The organism is Paenibacillus sp. FSL K6-1217, from assembly GCF_045040735.1.
In the GTDB taxonomy this organism is placed as follows: Bacteria; Bacillota; Bacilli; order Paenibacillales; family Paenibacillaceae; genus Paenibacillus_AQ.
This window is the reverse complement of sequence record NZ_CP150271.1, coordinates 6,347,374-6,366,426: the sequence shown is the minus strand read 5'-3', so window position 1 is coordinate 6,366,426 and position 19,053 is coordinate 6,347,374. Positions and strand designations below refer to the sequence as shown.

The window sequence follows — 19,053 nt, the reverse complement described above, 5'->3', positions numbered from 1 at the left end:
CATGACCGATATGAATGCCGTTGTCGGCACCCATGATATCTTAATGATTACACTCGATACCCTGCGCTACGATGCGGCTGTGCTGGAGGAGGCGAATTGCCCCAACCTGTGCGGCAGCGGCTCCTGGGAGCAGCGGCATACCCCCGGCAGCTTCACTTATGCGGCCCATCATGCCTTCTTCGGCGGCTTCCTGCCCACTCCGGCTAACACGAATAAGGCCGAGCATGTGCGACTGTTCCACTCCAGGAATACCGGGCTGAAGACCCATCCCCATACCTGGCTGTTCGATACACCGGATATGGTGTCGGGGCTGGCAGCGGCGGGTTATCAGACCGTGTGTATCGGGGGCGTGATCTTTTTCAGCAAAAAAGTGCCCCTCGCCCGCGTCCTCCCCGGCTACTTCCAGCAGAGCTACTGGCGGATGACCTTCGGGGTCACGAACCCGCGCTCGACGGAGCATCAGGTGAACCACGCGCTCAAGCTGCTCGGCAATACACCGCTGGATCAGCGGCTGTTCCTGTTCATGAACGTCTCGGCGATCCATGGCCCGAACCATATGTTCCTGCCGGGTGCCCGCAAGGATTCCGTAGACAGCCAGCGCGCAGCGCTGCGGTATGCCGACGGGGAGCTGAGGCGTCTGTTCGATGCGTTCCGCGCACGGGGCAATCCGGTGTTCTGTCTGGCTTTTTCGGATCACGGCACGGCTTACGGCGAAGACGGCTATCAGGGCCACCGGCTGGCGCATGACACGGTATGGAATGTTCCGTACCGGGAATTCTTTCTATAATCTATCAACCTGCAAAAGAAAGGAGAACGTATGACGTCCATCCGGCAATCTCTGCATCACACGAACCAAGACGGACAACCTCCCTTCTCTTCAGGGGAGCTTCAGCAATGGACGGAGCAGATCACAGCCCATCCCTACCGCAATTATCTCTATTCTTATCCGCACAAAACCGCTTACCGCGAGTTCGCGTCTCCCCTTCCTTTAGAGGAGCTGTGGCGGGATGAGCCTGCGGAGAGTTTTTTCTTATATATGCATATTCCGTTCTGCGGCGCGCGCTGCGGCTTCTGCAACCTGTTCACGCTGCCTGATAAAAGAGCGAATGTCCACGCCGAATATGTGGATGCGCTGGAACGGCAGGCCCGGCAGTGGGCGGCCTTCACCGGACACAAGCCTTACGCGCGCTTCGCGATCGGCGGCGGAACGCCCAGCCTGCTCGCGCCTGCGCATCTCCGCCGGTTATTCGGCATCGCTACGGATATTATGGGCGTGGACCTCAGCACGGTCTCCATTTCCGTCGAGACCTCACCCGAGACGCTGACGGAGGAGAAGCTGTCTATTCTGAGGGAGCATACCGTGGACCGCGTCAGCATGGGCATCCAGAGCTTCGTGGCCGCCGAGTCGGCTGCAATCTACCGCCCGCAGGACCCGGAGGTGGTGTACCGCGCGCTTGAGCTGCTGGGACAGTTTGATTTTCCCATCCTCAATCTGGACTTGATCTACGGTCTCCCGGGGCAGACGGTGGACTCCTGGCTCTATTCGCTGAACCAGGCGCTGCTGCATGAACCGGAGGAAATTTTCCTCTATCCACTCTACACCCGTGAGCATACCATTGTGAAGCCAGGCGATCTGGTGAATCAACTGGACATCCGTCATGAATGCTATGAAGCGGCCCGCGCAGTGCTGGCAGAGCATGGCTACCGCCAATACTCCATGCGCAGGTTTGCCAAGGCGGATGCGGGAACCGGGAAGGACATTCTCGACTACAGCTGCCAGGAGGAAGGGATGGTCGGCCTCGGCTGCGGCGCGCGTTCCTATACCCGCCATGTGCACTATGCCTCCCGCTACGGCGTCAGCCGCAAGGCCACGGAGAGCATCATCGCGGATTATGTTGCCGCCGAGCGTCATGATACGGCCGATTATGGAATCGTGCTGAGCTTGGACGAGCAGAAACGGCGGTTCATTCTCAAAGCCATCCTGCACAGTGAAGGCCTGACAATTGCGGACTATAACCAGCGGTTCGGGACTGCACTATGGGAGGATCACCCCGAGCTCGGACTCATGGTACAGAGCGGGTTCGCCACGGATGATGAGGGCATTCTGCGGCTGACTCCCGATGGCCTCGGCTACTCCGATTCTATCGGGGACTGGTTCATCTCCGGCGAGATCCGCGAGCAGATGAAGGAGTTCATCCTGCCATGAAGGCAGTCCTCTACTACCGGGGTTCCCTCTCTTCCTGTAACTACGACTGTCCTTACTGCCCCTTCGGCAAAACCAAAGACAGCGCCGCCACCCTCGCCAAAGACCGCGCAGGTCTGGAGACCTTCGTCCGCTGGGCCGCGGAGCAGGGGGCCGCAGGCCACCGCCTGTCTATATTCTTCAATCCGTATGGCGAGGGCTTGACACACCGCTGGTACCGGGAGGCGCTGATTACGCTGTCCCATATGGAGCATGTGGACAAGGTCGCCATCCAGACCAATCTGTCGGCCCGGCTTGATTTCACCGCTGAACTGAATCCGGCCAAGGCAGCCTTCTGGGCGACCTATCATCCGGGTCAGGTAAGCGAGGACAAGTTCCTGGCACAGTGTATGCAGGTATACCGGCAGGGCATTCCTTTCAGTGTGGGCAGTGTGGGGGTACGCGGAGCTTTTGACGCCATTGCTTCGCTGCGCGCAGTCCTGCCGGAGGAGGTCTACCTGTGGGTGAACGCCTACAAGGACAAGCCGGATTATTATACCCCGGAGGATATAAGCTTCCTTAGCGGCATCGATCCGCATTTCCAGATTAATGCGATGGACTACGACAGCCTGGGCGCGAGCTGTAATGCCGGCAACAGCGTGTTCTATGTGCAAGGGCCGGGGCTAGTGAAGCGCTGCTACAAGGACCGCGCGGTCATCGGCAACCTCTACCGTGACGGCCTGGAGGGACTAGCTGCCCAGCGGAGCTGCCGCATGAAGGTCTGCGACTGCTACATTGGCTATATTCATATGCCGGAGCTGGGCCTGGAGCAGATCTACGGCTCCGGCCTGCTGGAGCGTATTCCTTACGGCGCAGGGAGCCTGAGCCTGCAATCGGCGGCTGGCCGCGGAGACGGGAGGACAGAGCAATGACGGCTCAGGTACATGCCCATACACCTACTGGTATAACGATATGGCTTACCGGCCTGTCCGGGGCGGGCAAGTCTACGCTTGCCGCACTGCTCACAGACCGGCTCCGGGAGCAGGGACAGGCGGTGGAATGGCTGGACGGCGATGAACTGCGGCGCAGCCTGGGACGGGGTCTCGGCTTCAGCCGCGAGGACCGGTTCGAGAACATCCGCAGGGCGGTCTACCTCGCCGGGATGCTGAACCGGCATGGTGTGATCACCGTGGTCTCGGTAATCAGCCCATACGCCGACATGCGCAGCTATGCCCGGCAGGAATTGCCGGGCTTTGTCGAGGTCTATGTGGACTGCCCGCTTCCCGTCTGTGAGGCAAGGGATGTCAAAGGGCTGTACGCCAAGGCCCGCTCCGGCGAGCTTCCGGCCTTCACCGGAATCTCCGATCCTTATGAAGCTCCGGCTGACCCGGAGCTGACGCTGCACACTGCGGAGCGTACACCGGAACAATGCACAGAAGAGCTGATTAGCTGGCTCACGGAGCACCGGCTTTATCGGCGATGATGGAACAGGAGCATACGGAATAAGGAGGGGCGATAGTGCCCCTCCTTTGTTTATTTGGCGTGTATTCGGGGAATTCGAGTGCACTAGTGCTCCTTATTCATGTGTTTGCCCCGCGTCTGCTGAATTCAGGGGCACTAGTGCACCTCATTCGTTCATTTGGCCCGCATCTGCTGAATTCAGGGGCACTAGTGCACCTCATTCGTTCATTTGCCCCGCATCCGCTGAATTCAGGTGCACTAATGCACCTCATTCGTTCATTTGCCCCGCATCCGCTGAATTCAGGTGCACTAATGCACCTCATTCGTTCATTTGCCCCGCATCCGCTGAATTCGGGTGCACTAGTGCACCTCATTCCTTCATTTGCCCCGCATCTGCTGAATTCGGGTGCACTAATGCACCTCATTCCTTCATTTGGCGCGCATCCGCTGAATTCAGGGGCACTAGTGCATCTCATTCGTTCATTTAGCCCGCATCCGCTGAATTCAGGGGCACTAGTGCACCTCATTCGTTCATTTGCCCCGCATCTGCTGAATTCGGGTGCACTAGTGCACCTCATTCGCTCGTTTCGCCCGCATCCGGCATATTCAGGTGTACTTCTGCCCTTCCTATGCTCATCGCGGGCTAGCGTTCGCTTCATTCAGGAGTTACGCCGGTACCCAGATTACTTCCGCGAGTTAGATTGGCGGCGCAGGAGAATCACTGCGGCGGCTCCCAGGACTACGATTCCTGCTCCGGCTCCGGCGTATGGCAGCCAAGGTGCTGATGTGGTTTCAGGCTCGGATATTGAGTTATTTTCAGAGGCTGGGTGGTTATCTGATGTTGGATTATTATCAGAGGCCGCCCCTTGATCATCAGCGTTCCCGGGCGGCTCCGTGGGCGAGCCCCCTGACATTCCGGCGCCCAGCTCGTTCAGATCGTCCTGGGCACCAGAGAACAATGCGGTCCGGCTGCACAAGCTGACTGTAAGCTTAGCTGTCCCTTCCTTATCCCCTGCTTCCTCTTTGCCTGCATATACGATGTAGCGTTCACCCTTGGTGAATTCGAAGCCGCAGCTCGCCCCCGACTGTGCGGTAGTTACAGTAACCTTCTCCCCCAGTTCACCCTTCCACCGGGCTCCCACTTGAAAGGTTACGGACACCGGGTCCATGCTGGACTTCATTAGCTTAAATTTCTCCTTAACCCTTACTACCGTTCCCTCAAAGACAGCCTCACTCTTCTCCAGTGCCTCCAACGGTGAAGGAGACACTGCGCAAGAACAGGCATAGGTTACCTGCGGGCGGACAGTCAGCAGTGTCATGAAGACAATCAGCGCACAGAGAACCATTAACCAGGCGCTCCGCATTTTCCTTTTCATTACCATTATCATCCCCCTCCTCATACCCCTCAGACGGTAACTTCCGGAGAAAGGTTACATCCCCCGCAATCTACTCTTCCGCCTCAATCTCCCGCGCAGTGGCGGTGAAACGCCGCATGCCCTCGCGCAGCAATGCTTCACTGGCGAACGAGTAGCTCAGGCGCAGCCAGGACTTCATCTCCCCCAGCGGATCACAGATCTCACCGGGAACGAAGGAGATGGACTGCTCCAGGCAACGGGCCAGCAGCGTAGTTACCGGAACACTGTCAGGCAGCTTAACCCACAGATTAAGTCCGCCCTGCGGGGTGGTCCATTCCCAGCCGGTGGCCGCGAGCTCCTCCTCCATGATCTCCTTGTGCACCTGAAGAGCAATCCGCAGCTTGCCGAGATGCTGCTGTAAGCGCGGCGAGGTGTAATAATGCAGGAAAATCTTCTGATTCAGCAGCGGCGTCCCATTGTCCGCCAAGGACTTAGCGGCGATCAGCCGTTCCATGAACGGATAACGGCAGGCCACAGCGCAGATCCGCAGGCCGGGAGCCACATATTTGCTGAAGCTGCTGATATACATGACCCAGCCCTCCGTATCATAGGCGAAGACCGGCGGGGGCGGCTCTTCCCCGAAGTACATGTCACGGAACGGATCATCCTCCACGAGCAGGCAGCGGTAGCGCTCCGCAAGCTCCACCAGCAGCTTGCGCTGCTTCGCCGGAACCGTATACCCCGTCGGGTTATGATGCGTCGGGTTAATATAGAACATCCGCGGCCTAGCCTTGCACATCAGCTCCTCCACCGCCGCCAGATCATAGCCCTGCGGCGATATCTCCACGGCTACCAGCCGCGCCCCTGCCCGCTTGAAAATATCCAGCGCCACACTATACGTAGGCCGCTCCACCAGCACAACATCCATCGGGCCGAGCATGATTCCGGCAATCAGATTGATTGCCTGCTGGGCGCCTGAGGTAATCAGCAGCTCACTGGCCGACAGCTGGAGCTTATACCGCTCCTCGAAGTGGCTGCTCAGCGTAACACGCAGCTCTTCATCCCCTTCCACGGAGGAGTAGGTGCCCATGACCTTCGGGTAGAGATCGAATACTTTTTTGACATAATCGGACAGGAACAGGTTCGGCAGCAGCCCCGGATCAATCAAGGCCTGAGAGAACTGGTACGTGACCGGCATCCGCTGAATATCCGACATCGGGCTCCTGACCATATACCCCGGTACTGCCGCCCCTTCGTCCACCGTAGGGTCCAGCCTGCTGCCCAGGGCCACATAATAACCGGATTTGTCTTTGACATACAGCTTGCCGCTCTCGGTCAGCGCACGGTAGGCCTTGAACACTGTCAGCCGGTGAACCCCCAGCTCCTCCGCCAGCAGCCGGATTGACGGCAGCTTATCACCGGCCTTCCACTCCCCGCGCTCCATCCGGTTCAGCATGAACTCATAGACTTGGCGGAATAAGGGATTATTCTGTTCGGCACCCGCTATTTTTTTCATCAACCTGCCGCCTTTCTGCAACATATACCGGGGTCGCCCCCGCTCCATCGCTCAATCTTTACTCGGCACAGCTCCCTATGACGCTTGCTGACTTCTACACATCCGCGCACACCCAGCCGCTAACTTCTCTTTGCCCTATTGTACAGCATTCCCTCCTGCAACTGTTCTACTATCTCCAATCTGTTCTGTGTCTATGAGGCTATGATTAACTGAAATCTTGTAAGAGGGTGGCACATCACCACCGCAAAGGGGAACTGAACCATGATTCTGTTAGCTTATTCACTTGTCTGTCTGATCTTCGGCACTACCTTCCTGGCCATCAAAATCGGCGTAGACGCCGGAGCGCCGCCATTCTTCTCTGCGGGTCTGCGTTTTTTCGTGGCGGGTGCGGTGTTGTTCCTGTTCATGGTTCTGCGGGGCAAAGCCCGCTTCTCCCTGCTGCTGCGCAAGGAAATGCTGCTCACGGGAGCAGCCCTGACCTTCGGCACCTTCGCCGCGCTCTATTGGGCGGAACAATATGTATCCTCCGGGCTTGCTGCCGTATTGTCAGCCACCGGACCGATGATGATTCTGCTGATGCAGACGGTCTTCATGCGCCAAAAAGCTCCCGCCTACTCCCTGCTCGGCTGTATTATCGGGTTCACTGGAGTCCTACTGCTGGTGCTGCCCAGCCTGGCGGCTGACGTCACTCCGCTCTGGCTGATCGGCTGTGTGGTGGTGCTGATTGGGGAACTCTGCTACGCGGCGGGGGCGATCTATTCCAAAAAAGTAATCACCACCTTCTCCGCCGAGTCCCCCGTGGCTCTGAACGCTGCCCAGATGATGTACGGCGGGGCGCTGCTGTTCATCATCTCCCTGTTCACAGAGCCGCTGCATCCGTCCTTCCTGTTGTCATTCAAGACCGCAGGTTCCCTGCTCTACCTGACTGTTGTCGGCTCCATGGTCGGACATACCCTGTTCTACTGGCTCGTCTCCAAGACGAATCCGGTTTTTCCATCCACCTGGCTGTATATCTCTCCGCCGATTGCCGTCGGGGTGGGCTTCCTGTTCTATAACGAAGCAGTTACCTGGGTAACGCTGCTGGGCGTGTTCACTATTATTGCCGGAACCATCTTTGTGAATGCCGGGGCGCTCAAACAGCTGTTCACCAAGCCTAAATCGGGAATACCCGTCCTGCCAAAAGCAAGCGTTGAACCCCTTGTTCAGGAGTAACTGCTGCGCTTTCACTGAGCACAAACAGCCTGCACCCGACTTAAAGGGATACAGGCTGTTCTGCTATTTTCTCACTCCAAGTTTATAACTCTACTGCATTTTTCAGTAACATATTGATCATGAGTAACGATTATAATCGTTTTCCCTTCGTCATTAAGCTCTTTTAGAATCCTCATGATCTCATTCCTGTTCTCCGCATCGAGCGAGCCTGTAGGTTCATCAGCTAATATCATTTCGGAAGGTTTTAATAGAATTCTTGCGATAGCCACCCTTTGCTGCTCTCCACCCGAAAGTTCATGTATCTTTTGTTTAAGTGCAATCTCTAGACCCATCCGCTTAAGGACATCCATTTTCATTTTCCGCTTTTCTTTCTTTCCTACTTTAGAATACATAAGTGGTATTTCCAAATTATACTCAACGGTTTCATTATCAATTAATGCATAATTTTGAAACAGATACGAGATCTTTGTCCGGAGAAGCCTGTTTCTACGGAGGGGACCGATTCTCTGATCTTTCTCGTCAAACAATTTGATCCTGCCGCTATCAGGCTTTTCAAGTAACCCAAGGATATTCAATAGGGTCGTCTTCCCCGAACCGCTTCTCCCCGTAATAGCTACCATCTCCCCTTTTGAGACGGTCATATTTATATTATCTATGACTTTATGATTATTATACTTTTTACATATATCAACAAGTTCACATATAGTATTCATCTCTTTAATTCCCCCCCTTTAAAACCTTTACTTTGTTTTTCTTTTCTATGAGCAAAATGGCTATGGAAGAAGCTATAAAATCGAACAATAGAAGAATAACTGCTACTATAAGCATTCTTGGCTCAATTCCTCTATTCACAACACTACAAATCACTATTTGAACTAACCATACGAGTGAGAATAAAATTACATATTCCTTATAAGTTCTGAAAAAGCCTGTACCAAATAATCTTCGGACTATAAGCTTATGCTGGTTTTTGTTGAAATAAATTATAATATTCTGAGTTGTAAGCAATATGAACCCTGACACCAGTCCCACAATAGTAAGGAGGCTTTCCTTCATTGCATTTTGCTTTTGGTAAATTTCCTCTAAAATATATTGATCAATCGTAACCAAGTGTTTTAAATTATCATCCACCTTCAATTCCTTAAACTTAGGCTCCAGCATTTTATACGTTAACAGCGGATCTCTATTAATAAGTTTTATTTTTAACGGATCTCCCGGTCCCCGGCCTAATATGGAATCTCTGTCTGTGAGCACACTGTTATACTCTGTTACAACCTCAATAATGGGATCAACTATCACATTATGCTCAGAAGGAAATACTTTCGGATTAAAACTAAATATCTTTTGATTATTACTAATCCACTTGATATTAATTTTTTGATTTTTTATACGATTAGGAATCACTTTTTTGTAAAACTCCTGATCATTTCCCATATTATTTTTTCTCATTTGTAGAAAGAAACTTACAATCTCTTCTTCCTTGTCCCGATATTTTTCAGGCACCAGCAATACCCAATCGCTTGTATCCTCAGAGATTTGCACAGCCTTATTATAGATATCCAAAACCGGAAACTCTTGCAGGTAGTTATTGTTTGCCTTTATAGAGCGTATCCCTTTCCAATTTCTATCTAAAAGAAGCTGATCTTCCTCATAACTTTGGGTTTCTATTAATATGGCCCCCATCTTATTCAGCAAGAAATAAAGCTCATCATGCGAAGTTAATTCGAATAAGGAATCCCTTCCAAATATTCTATCTCCGTCATAGCCATTGTTTACCGGATAAAGTACTCCGTAGTCCTTACTATGCTCCCAGTTCTTTAGTTCATGCTGCTTATCATTAATAGATGTATATTCCGCCCATGTTGAAAGTCCTACTAAGACCAAAAGGATGGAACAACCAATCTTGATAAGCATATTCAACACAAAGATAGGATTGGTGTATTTGTAATGTTTGATAATACTAATGATCTTAATCCTCATAATATACAAATGTGAAATTAGGGAAAGGATGATCAGTAGAAGAAAAACTTTAAGCTGGTTAGAAATCACTGTGTATATAAATATGTAAGTTGTATTTTTTACTAATAGAGCAAGAAGAAAAGAAACGGTTACAGAAAATATAAACACAGAGGTTATAAGTTTTCCTACCAGAACAAACCATACACGAATATTTGATACGCCATGCATTTTCAATATTCCTATTCTTCTGGACTCATTGAACAAGTAATAGATAAGTAAAACTACTGCACATCCATAAATTGCATAGCTTAAATAGGTTAAAATGGTGATCCAGGGAAAGGTAACCATGTGCATTTCATCACCATTTGATTCTGTTACAAAATCCTCAGCCGTAAAAAGAAGATTACTTTTTTTGTAATAGTCATTAGCCTTATTCACAAAGAGGTTTATAAAATCATTAAAAGCTTCGTCGTCAGCTACTTCTGCATAGTATGTTCCTTGAACAGGAAAAATATCATAAGATGATCTTAACGGCTTTATGCTGATTCTGTTGTTATCTCCGAAATCTCTAATTTGACCCATCTGATGACTGCCTTCTAAATGAGCTGTAGACAAATAGAAATTAGTATGTTGAGTATCTGCTATCGTTAGATATCTTCCCTGGTTAAGCTTAAAATGATTAAAAAGATCTGTGCTGGTTGTTAGCAGTATATATTTAAAAATTTCTACTTCATCGTTCTCTCTATAATTAATACCGGCCCGTAAAATATTCACCTTGGAAGCCTCTGCTGCTGCAGCTAATATCGGGTAAACCTCCTCAGGACTTGCAAGTCCGGGTAAATTCGGAATTACAAATTCTTGGCCCACAGTTTGTTCTATATTCTTAACCTTCTCAAATTCTTCATAATCCGTCCGAAGATATGCAGTATAATAAGAAAACAAAAATGCTGCTGCTAGAAACAGTAAGGATATTTTTTTCAAGTTCAATAATCTCCTTATAAGAAAAATGTGTGATACTCCACTTCAAAAGTGGAATATCACATCATTTAATGATGACTTTTAGCTAAATTCTATTTATTTATAGACATCCCAGTATGCATAGCCTGTGCTGCTTTTATTACCATAGATCTCGGATTTAGCTGTGGTTTTTGCATATTTCCAACCACTTGTATGAGATTCACTTCCTAGTTTAGTCGAAGCTTTATGCGACTTCTCATCATGGTCATAGATTGACCATACATGTTTTTGATTTCCGACTTTTTCAGTACCATAATTCCAAGTTCCACCGCCAACACTTGTACTTGCGAACGGAGTTACCAGAGAATTGGTTAATTTCACTGAACCACTTGTTGCTCCATTGATACTCGCAGCCATGGCTGGTGTTAAGGATGTTAAAGTAAGTACTCCTACTATTGCTAATGAAGTTAATGTATGTTTTTTGAACATTTATCAATCTCTCCTTATGAATTTTTGAGTTTACACAGATAAAGTTAGAATGTACAATGCTACATAGGTTCTTAGATATCCGCCCAGTCCAAAACTTTTTCAGGGTCAAGATATGGGGGTATATAGGAACCTTTTTTCCATGTTTGGCGGTCTAATATTTGTCATGGTTCTTCTCACCTCCTTTCATTATCAATAAAACTAAATTATAAATAAAAGAAATGATATGTTATATCATTCCATTTTTTCCTTTCAACAAGCTTAACACACCAAATTTTGTTATTCAATACTTTGGTGTCTAATCATGGGCAAAAACATCATTTCATGTTATATCAGACAATAGCGAATTCCCCGGTTCAGTTACGAATCACATCACAAAACAAGGGCTTCCCTAAAGTCCGGCAGGACTTCGGGAAACCCTTGTCTTTCATCATTCTATGCCCATGCGTCACCCGCTGTTCATTCTCCGCTTAACGGGTGCGCCCGTGGTTTCTGAGCAGCTCGCTGTTATCCTTCGCCTTCTCATCAACAAAGCTGCCGGGCCGGGCTCCTTCCTGTCTGGCGGCTTCCTGGGCCTGCTGTTCCTCCCGATCGGCGAGCCTGCGTTCCGCGGTATGATCCGGCGTCTTGTCGATGCCGTTACGCGTGCCGGAATACAGATCTCCTGTCATTCCCGGCCGATTCATATCCTCCACTGCTCTTCGCTCCGGGAGATCATGCTCTGTGGCTGAATTCATTGTGTCCAGCCCGGTATCATGTCTGCCTTCCAGACCCGAGCCATTGAACGCCGCATCCACCGCATCTGTGACGGAGTCCCGAGGAGCGTTCATATCCGCAGCCGTACCGGCAGTGCCGGCATCCCTCATATAGCGGTCAGCGTTCGCCGAATTATGGTTGCGGAATACCGTGTATACGTCCTGTTCGCGGGAGATATCTGCATCCACCATGACCAGAATGCGGCCTTCGTCCACATAGTTGTCATAGCTCGCAGCTTCATCCTCTGGTATGCCCAGTCCGATCAGTCCGCCGACCAGACCGCCGGTTCCCGCTCCTACGGCTACTCCGGTCAGAGTGGCTGCAATCGGCCCCGCTGCGATAATCGGCCCGATGCCCGGAATTGCCAGAGCGCCGATGCCTGCCAGCAGTCCGGTCACACCGCCAAGGATACCCCCGGTTGCCGCCCCGGAAGCCATGCCCTCCGGCACTTTGGTCCCGGTCTCATCATTGATCGCTTCCACATCGCGTTTATTTCTCGCTATCACTGAGATATCCTCTGTCAGAAAGCCGTGCGCCTTCAAGTCTTCAATAGCCCGTGAAGCTTCATGCTCGGTATGGAACACACCTACAATTTTCTTATTCATAACGATTCCCTCCTGGTAGCTGATTTTAGGTAGTTATCTATTGACTTTCGCTTTACTTTCACATCCCTTACTTAACCAAACCCGCCTCCGCGAAACTGGTAACTTTCGATCTTGAGCCGGGTTCCGCAAAAAAATTTATGAAACAGGAAATTGCCCGTAGGGGCAATGGGACTATTTGCGGTTGTCCGGTCCTCCTCCTTCTGAGGTATACTACAGGTATATGTTCATTATGAGTGTCATCATCCTTATAGGAAATGAGGCTGCAAGCATGACTGTATTCAAATATAACGCCCATCGCCCCCACCGGGTCAATCCTGACCTGTATCTGCATTACTGGGGCCAGGAGCAGTGTATACCCGGTCATTCGTTCGGACCCGGGGTGCGCAGCCTGTACAAAGTCCACTTCATACACGCCGGAACCGGCAAGGTAACCGTCGGTGAAGCCACCCATACATTGAACGCAGGGCAGGCATTCCTAACTTATCCGCATGTGGTAACGCATTATGCCGCAGATCAGGACGACCCTTGGCTGTATTCCTGGATTGCTTTTACCGGGGAGGAGGCAGGTTATCTGCTGGGACGGACCTCGCTTACCCCGGAGCAGCCGGTGTTCCCGATGGACCAGGTGCTGATGCCCTCGCTGTCTGCCAGATTATCTGAGACGGGGAGCAGCGGGGAACTGCTGGATCTGCCGCTTAAGGTGATGCTCTATGAGTTCTTCTCCCTGCTGCTGCGCACGGTCCCGGCTGCCGACAGCCCGGCCCCGCGCAGCAGAAGTGTCTATGTCGAGCAGTGTCTGCATTACCTTCAAGCCCACTATGCCGAGAATGTGACGATGGAGAGCCTGTCCGCTTCCCTGAAGCTGGACCGCAAATATATGTCGGCGCTGTTCAAGCGGACGCTCGGCTTGCCGCCGCAGCAATATCTGCTCCAATTCCGTATGTCCAAGGCCTGCGAGCTGCTGACGGAGACCGGCTGCACCATCGGGGAGATCTCGCAATCGGTGGGGTATCAGGATGCTTTGCTTTTCTCCCGGATGTTCAAGAAGGTGAAGGGCTGCTCGCCCAAAGAATACCGGCTCCGCCATGCAGATACGGACATTGTGCTATAAAAATCATCCATCCTGACATACGATTAATGGCGTGTAACCGCTACAATTAGAGAAGTATGAAGTCTGATAAACTCAAACTTAGGAGGAAAACAATATGTATATCGCCAGTCCTGAACGCTATGACACGATGAAATATAACCGCACCGGACGCAGCGGCCTGCTGCTGCCGGCCATCTCTCTCGGGCTGTGGCATAATTTCGGAGGCAATGATGTCTTCGAGAACGGCCGCGCTATGGTCCGCCGGGCCTTTGACCTGGGAATTACCCACTTCGACCTCGCCAATAATTACGGCCCGCCCGCCGGCTCTGCCGAAGAGAGCTTCGGCCGGATGCTGAAGAAGGATCTCGCCCCTTACCGCGACGAGCTGATCATCTCCAGCAAAGCCGGGTATTATATGTGGCCTGGCCCGTACGGGGAATGGGGTTCCAAGAAGAACCTGGTCTCCAGTCTGGATCAGAGTCTGAAGCGGCTGGGACTGGATTATGTAGACATCTACTACCACCACCGTCCGGACCCGAATACGCCGTTGGAAGAAACCATGTCCGCCCTCGACCTGCTGGTACGCCAGGGCAAGGCGCTGTATGTTGGCATCTCGAACTACAGACCGGAGGAAGCGCGTGAAGCGGCGCAGATTCTCCGCCGCCTGGGTACGCCTTGCCTGATCCATCAGCCGAATTATTCGATGATGTCGCGCTGGATCGAGGACGGCCTGCAGGATGTGCTGGAAGAAGAGGGCATCGGCACCATCGCCTTCTCCCCGCTGCAAAAGGGGATTCTGACCGACCGCTACCTGAAGGGCATCACGGCAGATTCCCGCGCCGCCGGACCGAGCGTCTTCCTCTCGGAGAAGGAAATCACTGCCGAGGTGATCGCCAAAGTGAGCAAGCTCAACGAAATCGCAGCGGCACGCGGGCAGAAGATGTCCCAGCTCGCCTTATCCTGGGTGCTGCGCGGCGGCAAGGTGACCTCTGCGCTGATCGGGGCCAGCAAGGTCAGCCAGATCGAGGATGCCGTAGCTTCACTGAATGCGCCTGAGCTAAGCGCGGAAGAGCTGGAGCAGATTGAGACGATTCTGCGCGGATAAGCCGGGGCAGATACTGCACCTGCCGAACCTACAGATCCCAGATCAATAATCATAACGGCAAGTCTGCTACCCGCCTGCGGGGGTGTAGGCTTGCTTTTTTTGTGCAGATAGCCCCTAACCCATTGAGCCCTGAAGCAGCCTGCCCGAGTGCTTACGGTGTGCCTGAATGCTATAATGAACTCAATGATAACCATCACTGCAGTAACGAAAGGACATCTGATGAAGACTAACCGCTTGGGAACATCCGATTTAGACGTAAGTGCCATGGGACTTGGCTGCATGTCGCTGGGGACAGAGGAAGCGCAGGCCACCGCCATAATTCATGAGGCGCTAGACCGGGGAATTAACTTCCTCGATACCGCTGACCTCTACGATGAGGGGCGCAATGAGGAGATTGTCGGGCAGGCGGTCCGGCACCGCCGCGCGGACGTAATCCTGGCGACCAAGGTGGGCAACCGCAGAATTCCCGGCAAAGAGGGCTGGAGCTGGGATGCCTCCAAGGCCTATATCCGCTCCGCTGTGAAGGAGAGCCTGCTCAGGCTGCAGACCGACTATATCGATCTCTATCAACTGCACGGGGGAACGCTGGAGGATGATATCGACGAGACGGTTGAAGCCTTCGAGGAGCTGAAGCGGGAAGGGGTAATCCGGCATTACGGCATCTCCTCCATCCGGCCGAATGTGATCCGGGAATATGTGCAGCGCTCCGGCATCGTCAGCGTGATGAGCCAGTACAGTATTCTCGACAGACGCCCGGAGGAGAGCGTTCTTCCGCTGCTGGGCCGCGCGGGCATCAGCCTGATTGCACGGGGGCCGCTGGCAAGCGGCATTCTGACCGATCACGGCTCCAGTAAGGCCCAGCGGGCATATCTGGACTACACAGAGATAGAACTTGCGGAGCTGCACGGGCAGCTAATGAGCCAGACCACCCTCACCCGGACGCTGACGCAGACCGCGCTGCAATATCCGCTGGCCGATCCGGCTGTTGCCGCCGTAATCCCTGGGGCCAGCAGCCTGGAGCAGCTGCGGCAGAATATTGCGGCTGCCCGTTCGCAGCCGCTCTCTGCGCTGGAGCTTGAAGCAGTACGGGAGGCCAGTAAGGCGGGACGGTATACACAGCACGTGTAGGGCGGACTTGTGGCTAACAAAAGAAGCTGTCCGGAAACTGTAGACATTACAGTTTCCGGACAGCTTCTATTTTTGGCTTATGAGGCGCGCTTCCTTGCCTTAGCAATCCACGTGATCAGCGCAGCCACAAAGACCAGTGCAGTTATGAGCCAGGTCAGCAGGAACGCCATGCCCAGCCCGATATTGGCATCCAGTGCTTCCCTTCTGCTCTCCAGAATCAGCATTACCGCCAGCGGCGCTCCGCTGGCTATCAGGAGAACCGTCATGCTGTAGCGGGCGAAGTTCGTCCGCTTGTGAAGAGCCAGATATAAGCACAGATATGAAGCAATCAATAATACGAAGGATAATACAGCTTCCCATTCCAGACTAACCATCCTGTCATCACTCCTTCTCCATAGGAACCGGGGATTGCGTTATAGTATAGCTGCTGCGGCAGGCAGATGCAAATGACACCGCCACCGAAGCAGCCTAGCCAAAAAACTGCGTAATATAGACCATCGCCAGCAGCCCGAAGATAAACGAATACGTCGAGGGCCGTTCAAATCCGTGGCCATGGCTCTCCGGGATCAGCTCCTTATACACGATAAAGAGCATCGCCCCGGCAGCGAACGCCAGTCCGTATCCAACCACATTCTGTACATAGCTGGCTGTAAAATACCCGATCACGGCCGACACCATCTCCATAAGCCCGGTCAGCGCGGCTATCGTCAGGGCCTTGCGCCGGGTGGCGCGGGCATTCATAAGGAAAATCGCAAGAATCAGCCCTTCCGGCATATTTTGCGCGCCAATTGCTATCGCCACCATCGGGCCGAGGCTTGTCTGCTCGCTGGCATAGCTGAAGCCTGTGCTGAGCCCTTCGGGGATATTATGAATGAACAGCGCAATCATGACGAGCAGCGCTTTGGAATCGAGATTGCTGAGGCCGGGCTTGTTCTCCACATCGATATGCGGAATATGGCTCTCGATCAGATCGAGCAGCAGCACCCCGGTAATCAGGCCCAAGGTTAGGGCAATAATGCCGGATTCCTTGATCGCTTGCGGCATCAGCCCGAAGGTGCTTGCAGAGACCATGATCCCGGCGGTGAACGCCACCAGCACATCCTTCCACAGCTCGGACAGCCGCCTTACAAACAGAATAGGAATAACACCCAGCACCGTTGCCATTGCAGACAAAAAGCTGCCTAAAAGTGCACCCGCCAAATCTTCAACCCCTTTTGTGGACAGGACTATAGATCAAGCATATGCTCAAGGCAGCTATAAATATAACCAAGCTCTAACGTCTCTTATACCGCCCCAGCCCTCTGCTCGCAAGCTCTGCCTGCGGGACAAACTGAAGGGCGGCAGAATAGATATGATAATGCTGCTTCGCAGGCTCCGGCCCGTCAAAGGTTAGATATCCCAGATAAGCTCCGCTCAGTCTGCTGCGGAGCACGGTCCGCACCTGTCCGCCGCTAAAATCGGCTTCCCGCCGGATCATCCCCTCTTCCAGCGGACCCGTGAAGCTCGGCCAGCCTGTGCCGGAGTCGAACTTGTCGGCCGAGCTGAACAGCGGATCACCGCTGATCACATCCGTGTAGAAGCCTTCCTCGAAGTGGTCCCAATATGCATTCTGGTAGGCAGGCTCCACGCCTTTGTTCTGCGTGACCTCATATTGCAGCTCTGTCAGCAGGCTCCGCAGCCGCTTCTTGTCCTCACGGCTGTTCCAGTGCAGCGCTGTGAAGTCGTCACGGCCCGAGCCCTTCTGATATAGCTTATAATCCAGCGGATGGGTCCGGTAATACTGCTGATGCTCCGCCTCCGCCGGATAGAACGGCGCAGCCGGCAGGATCGGCGTCACAATCGGCGCCTTGAAGCGCTTGCTGGCCTTCAGCCTCTCCTTCGACAGCTCCGCCTGCTTCCGCTGCTCTTCATTATGAACGAAGATCGCCGGAGCGTAAGAATGCCCCCGGTCCATGAACTGCCCGCCGTCATCTGACGGATCAATCAGCTGCCAATAGATGTCCAGCAGCCGTTCATACGGGAACCGCTCCGGATCATAGACAATCTGCACCGCCTCCCGGTGCCCGGTAGTTTCTGACCCTACTTCTTCATAGGTCGGACTCTCCGTATGTCCGCCCGTATAACCTGACACCACCGAGACGATGCCCGGCAGCTCATCGAACGGCTTGACCATACACCAGAAGCAGCCGCCGGCGAAGGTCGCCAGCTGCAGCGTATCATTCGAAGTCAAACAGACCGCCTCCCTGCATGCTTTTCCACTATTATATCTGAATATCCCGCTTGTCCAAAATGGTCAGGGCGATGCTTTTCCACATTGAGAGAGATGATCGCGGCAGTGGACTGGTATCGGGGGAGGAATGATGGGGAATGTGGCCTATTTCAGTTTCTTTCTTTCGCTGCCGGTCTTGCGCCTATGGTTGCTGTCCCATAGCTCCCTGTGCATCAAGCCTGCGAATACGAGCATGACAAGGGTCAGCACCAGCACATACTCCCGCATGATATTGGACAAGCTGCCGGAAGTGCTATATCCGAGGATAATGTTCAGCCTTCCCCACAGCAGATTGAGGCACAGGAGCGCTACCGCACCATACGTAACCCACACACTGCGGAGATACAAATTATACGTACGCAGCGGGCCCCGACCGATGAAATACCTGCTGTAACGGATAACATACGCGGTAAAAGCAATCAAGGCTATCATTTCCAGTGTGATCAGGATCAAGTCAATAATGTCCATGCAGATCATCTCCCCTTCTACCTAAGCCGGTACGGTGCAGATCAATAAGCCTCTCTAGATCATTGGATTCATACGCCTCCTGAATTTGGCCCAGGGTCTCAATTTCCTGTTTGACCCGGCTGGGCTTCAGCTCGTGCTTGCGGAAGATATCGAGGAGCTTCACTTGTTGACGACCTCCTCATCATTAGGTTTTTTCTCTGCGGTTCCCCGTTCAATCAGCAGCTTCACCAGTGTACGGTTATAATCGCTAAGCTGCTTCTCATTCTCCTCATCGCGTTTCTGATAATTCTGAATCACTTTCTCTTTATTCGCAATTTGCTTAACACTCCAGATCAAGGCAGTAGATAACAGAACATTCAGTACGACTGAACCGTTGTTATCCACGAAAAGGCCAGTCAATGCACTGAAATCCATCTGTATCCCCCCATTTCATCATGTAATCGGAACGGATTCGCGCCTTACCCCCTTGTCCACATATGGCGCAGTCCATTGCCGCCACTTTAT

At 52.5% G+C, this 19,053-nt stretch carries 19 protein-coding genes and 1 pseudogene; 8 read left to right on the top strand and 12 right to left on the bottom strand.

Translation table 11 applies throughout. The features are described 5' to 3' along the window. The first annotated feature begins 1 nt into the window (after position 1). From MHH28_RS27985 to cysC, 4 genes are read left to right on the top strand one after another with little or no spacing between them, the layout of a single operon-like run. Complete coding sequence (locus MHH28_RS27985; protein WP_405107794.1) at positions 2-787, top strand: STM4013/SEN3800 family hydrolase; 786 nt, start codon at positions 2-4, stop codon at positions 785-787. A 30-nt stretch (positions 788-817) separates the two neighbouring features. Further along, positions 818-2,206: an STM4012 family radical SAM protein gene (locus MHH28_RS27980; RefSeq protein ID WP_405107791.1), complete on the top strand. Its 1,389-nt coding sequence runs from the start codon at positions 818-820 to the stop codon at positions 2,204-2,206. Beyond that, a complete protein-coding gene (locus MHH28_RS27975; RefSeq protein WP_405107789.1) occupies positions 2,203-3,114 on the top strand; it encodes an STM4011 family radical SAM protein in 912 nt (303 codons plus the stop codon). Before MHH28_RS27980 ends, MHH28_RS27975 begins: the two co-directional genes overlap by 4 nt. Beyond that, entirely contained in the window at positions 3,111-3,665 is a 555-nt protein-coding gene (cysC, locus tag MHH28_RS27970; protein ID WP_405107786.1) for an adenylyl-sulfate kinase, read from the top strand. The genes MHH28_RS27975 and cysC overlap by 4 nt, the downstream gene beginning before the upstream one ends. Before the next feature lie 661 nt (positions 3,666-4,326). Here cysC and MHH28_RS27965 read toward each other — a convergent pair. Together MHH28_RS27965 and MHH28_RS27960 are read right to left on the bottom strand one after the other, a co-directional pair. Further along, a complete protein-coding gene (locus tag MHH28_RS27965; protein ID WP_405107784.1) occupies positions 4,327-5,025 on the bottom strand; it encodes a hypothetical protein in 699 nt (232 codons plus the stop codon). Between the two features lie 64 nt (positions 5,026-5,089). Continuing rightward, positions 5,090-6,514, bottom strand: coding sequence for a PLP-dependent aminotransferase family protein (locus tag MHH28_RS27960; RefSeq protein WP_405107781.1), 1,425 nt, complete (start codon positions 6,512-6,514; stop codon positions 5,090-5,092). A 261-nt stretch (positions 6,515-6,775) separates the two neighbouring features. On the opposite strand from MHH28_RS27960, the gene MHH28_RS27955 reads away from it, so the two are divergent. After that, on the top strand, positions 6,776-7,726 hold the full coding sequence (locus MHH28_RS27955; protein WP_405107778.1) for a DMT family transporter: 951 nt from the start codon (positions 6,776-6,778) through the stop codon (positions 7,724-7,726). Positions 7,727-7,797: 71 nt separating this feature from the next. Here the strand turns inward: MHH28_RS27955 and MHH28_RS27950 are convergent, their stop codons facing one another. From MHH28_RS27950 to MHH28_RS27935, 4 genes and pseudogenes are all read right to left on the bottom strand, one after another. Continuing rightward, positions 7,798-8,439, bottom strand: coding sequence for an ABC transporter ATP-binding protein (locus MHH28_RS27950; protein WP_405107776.1), 642 nt, complete (start codon positions 8,437-8,439; stop codon positions 7,798-7,800). Between the two features lie 4 nt (positions 8,440-8,443). Further along, positions 8,444-10,666 (bottom strand): DUF1430 domain-containing protein, encoded by a 2,223-nt coding sequence (locus tag MHH28_RS27945; protein ID WP_405107773.1) that lies wholly within the window; start codon positions 10,664-10,666, stop codon positions 8,444-8,446. A 93-nt stretch (positions 10,667-10,759) separates the two neighbouring features. Next, positions 10,760-11,131: a lactococcin 972 family bacteriocin gene (locus tag MHH28_RS27940; RefSeq protein WP_405107770.1), complete on the bottom strand. Its 372-nt coding sequence runs from the start codon at positions 11,129-11,131 to the stop codon at positions 10,760-10,762. Positions 11,132-11,994: 863 nt separating this feature from the next. Then, a pseudogene (locus tag MHH28_RS27935) lies at positions 11,995-12,489 on the bottom strand (general stress protein); the annotation flags it as partial. 268 nt (positions 12,490-12,757) lie between these two features. Between MHH28_RS27935 and MHH28_RS27930 the strand changes: the two are divergent. From MHH28_RS27930 to MHH28_RS27920, 3 genes are all read left to right on the top strand, one after another. Beyond that, positions 12,758-13,600: an AraC family transcriptional regulator gene (locus MHH28_RS27930; protein WP_405107767.1), complete on the top strand. Its 843-nt coding sequence runs from the start codon at positions 12,758-12,760 to the stop codon at positions 13,598-13,600. Between the two features lie 94 nt (positions 13,601-13,694). Next, the gene (locus tag MHH28_RS27925) at positions 13,695-14,684 is read left to right on the top strand and encodes an aldo/keto reductase (protein WP_405107765.1); all 990 of its coding nucleotides are present in this window, start codon (positions 13,695-13,697) and stop codon (positions 14,682-14,684) included. 219 nt (positions 14,685-14,903) lie between these two features. Continuing rightward, the gene (locus MHH28_RS27920; protein WP_405117275.1) at positions 14,904-15,812 is read left to right on the top strand and encodes an aldo/keto reductase; all 909 of its coding nucleotides are present in this window, start codon (positions 14,904-14,906) and stop codon (positions 15,810-15,812) included. Positions 15,813-15,889: 77 nt separating this feature from the next. On the opposite strand, the gene MHH28_RS27915 is transcribed toward MHH28_RS27920, so the two are convergent. From MHH28_RS27915 to MHH28_RS27890, 6 genes are all read right to left on the bottom strand, one after another. After that, complete coding sequence (locus MHH28_RS27915) at positions 15,890-16,186, bottom strand: hypothetical protein (RefSeq protein ID WP_405107762.1); 297 nt, start codon at positions 16,184-16,186, stop codon at positions 15,890-15,892. A gap of 94 nt (positions 16,187-16,280) precedes the next feature. Then, positions 16,281-17,012 carry a ZIP family metal transporter gene (locus tag MHH28_RS27910; RefSeq protein WP_405107760.1) on the bottom strand — a complete coding sequence of 244 codons (732 nt, stop codon included), beginning with the start codon at positions 17,010-17,012 and terminating at the stop codon, positions 16,281-16,283. 73 nt (positions 17,013-17,085) lie between these two features. Beyond that, positions 17,086-18,042 (bottom strand): peptide-methionine (S)-S-oxide reductase MsrA, encoded by a 957-nt coding sequence (gene msrA / locus MHH28_RS27905; RefSeq protein ID WP_405107757.1) that lies wholly within the window; start codon positions 18,040-18,042, stop codon positions 17,086-17,088. A 144-nt stretch (positions 18,043-18,186) separates the two neighbouring features. Beyond that, positions 18,187-18,549, bottom strand: a complete 363-nt coding sequence (locus MHH28_RS27900) for a hypothetical protein (RefSeq protein WP_405107754.1) — start codon at positions 18,547-18,549, stop codon at positions 18,187-18,189. Further along, positions 18,536-18,712: a hypothetical protein gene (locus tag MHH28_RS27895; protein WP_209993309.1), complete on the bottom strand. Its 177-nt coding sequence runs from the start codon at positions 18,710-18,712 to the stop codon at positions 18,536-18,538. The genes MHH28_RS27900 and MHH28_RS27895 overlap by 14 nt, the downstream gene beginning before the upstream one ends. Beyond that, positions 18,709-18,963, bottom strand: coding sequence for a hypothetical protein (locus tag MHH28_RS27890; protein WP_405107751.1), 255 nt, complete (start codon positions 18,961-18,963; stop codon positions 18,709-18,711). Before MHH28_RS27890 ends, MHH28_RS27895 begins: the two co-directional genes overlap by 4 nt. Positions 18,964-19,053 lie beyond the last annotated feature (90 nt).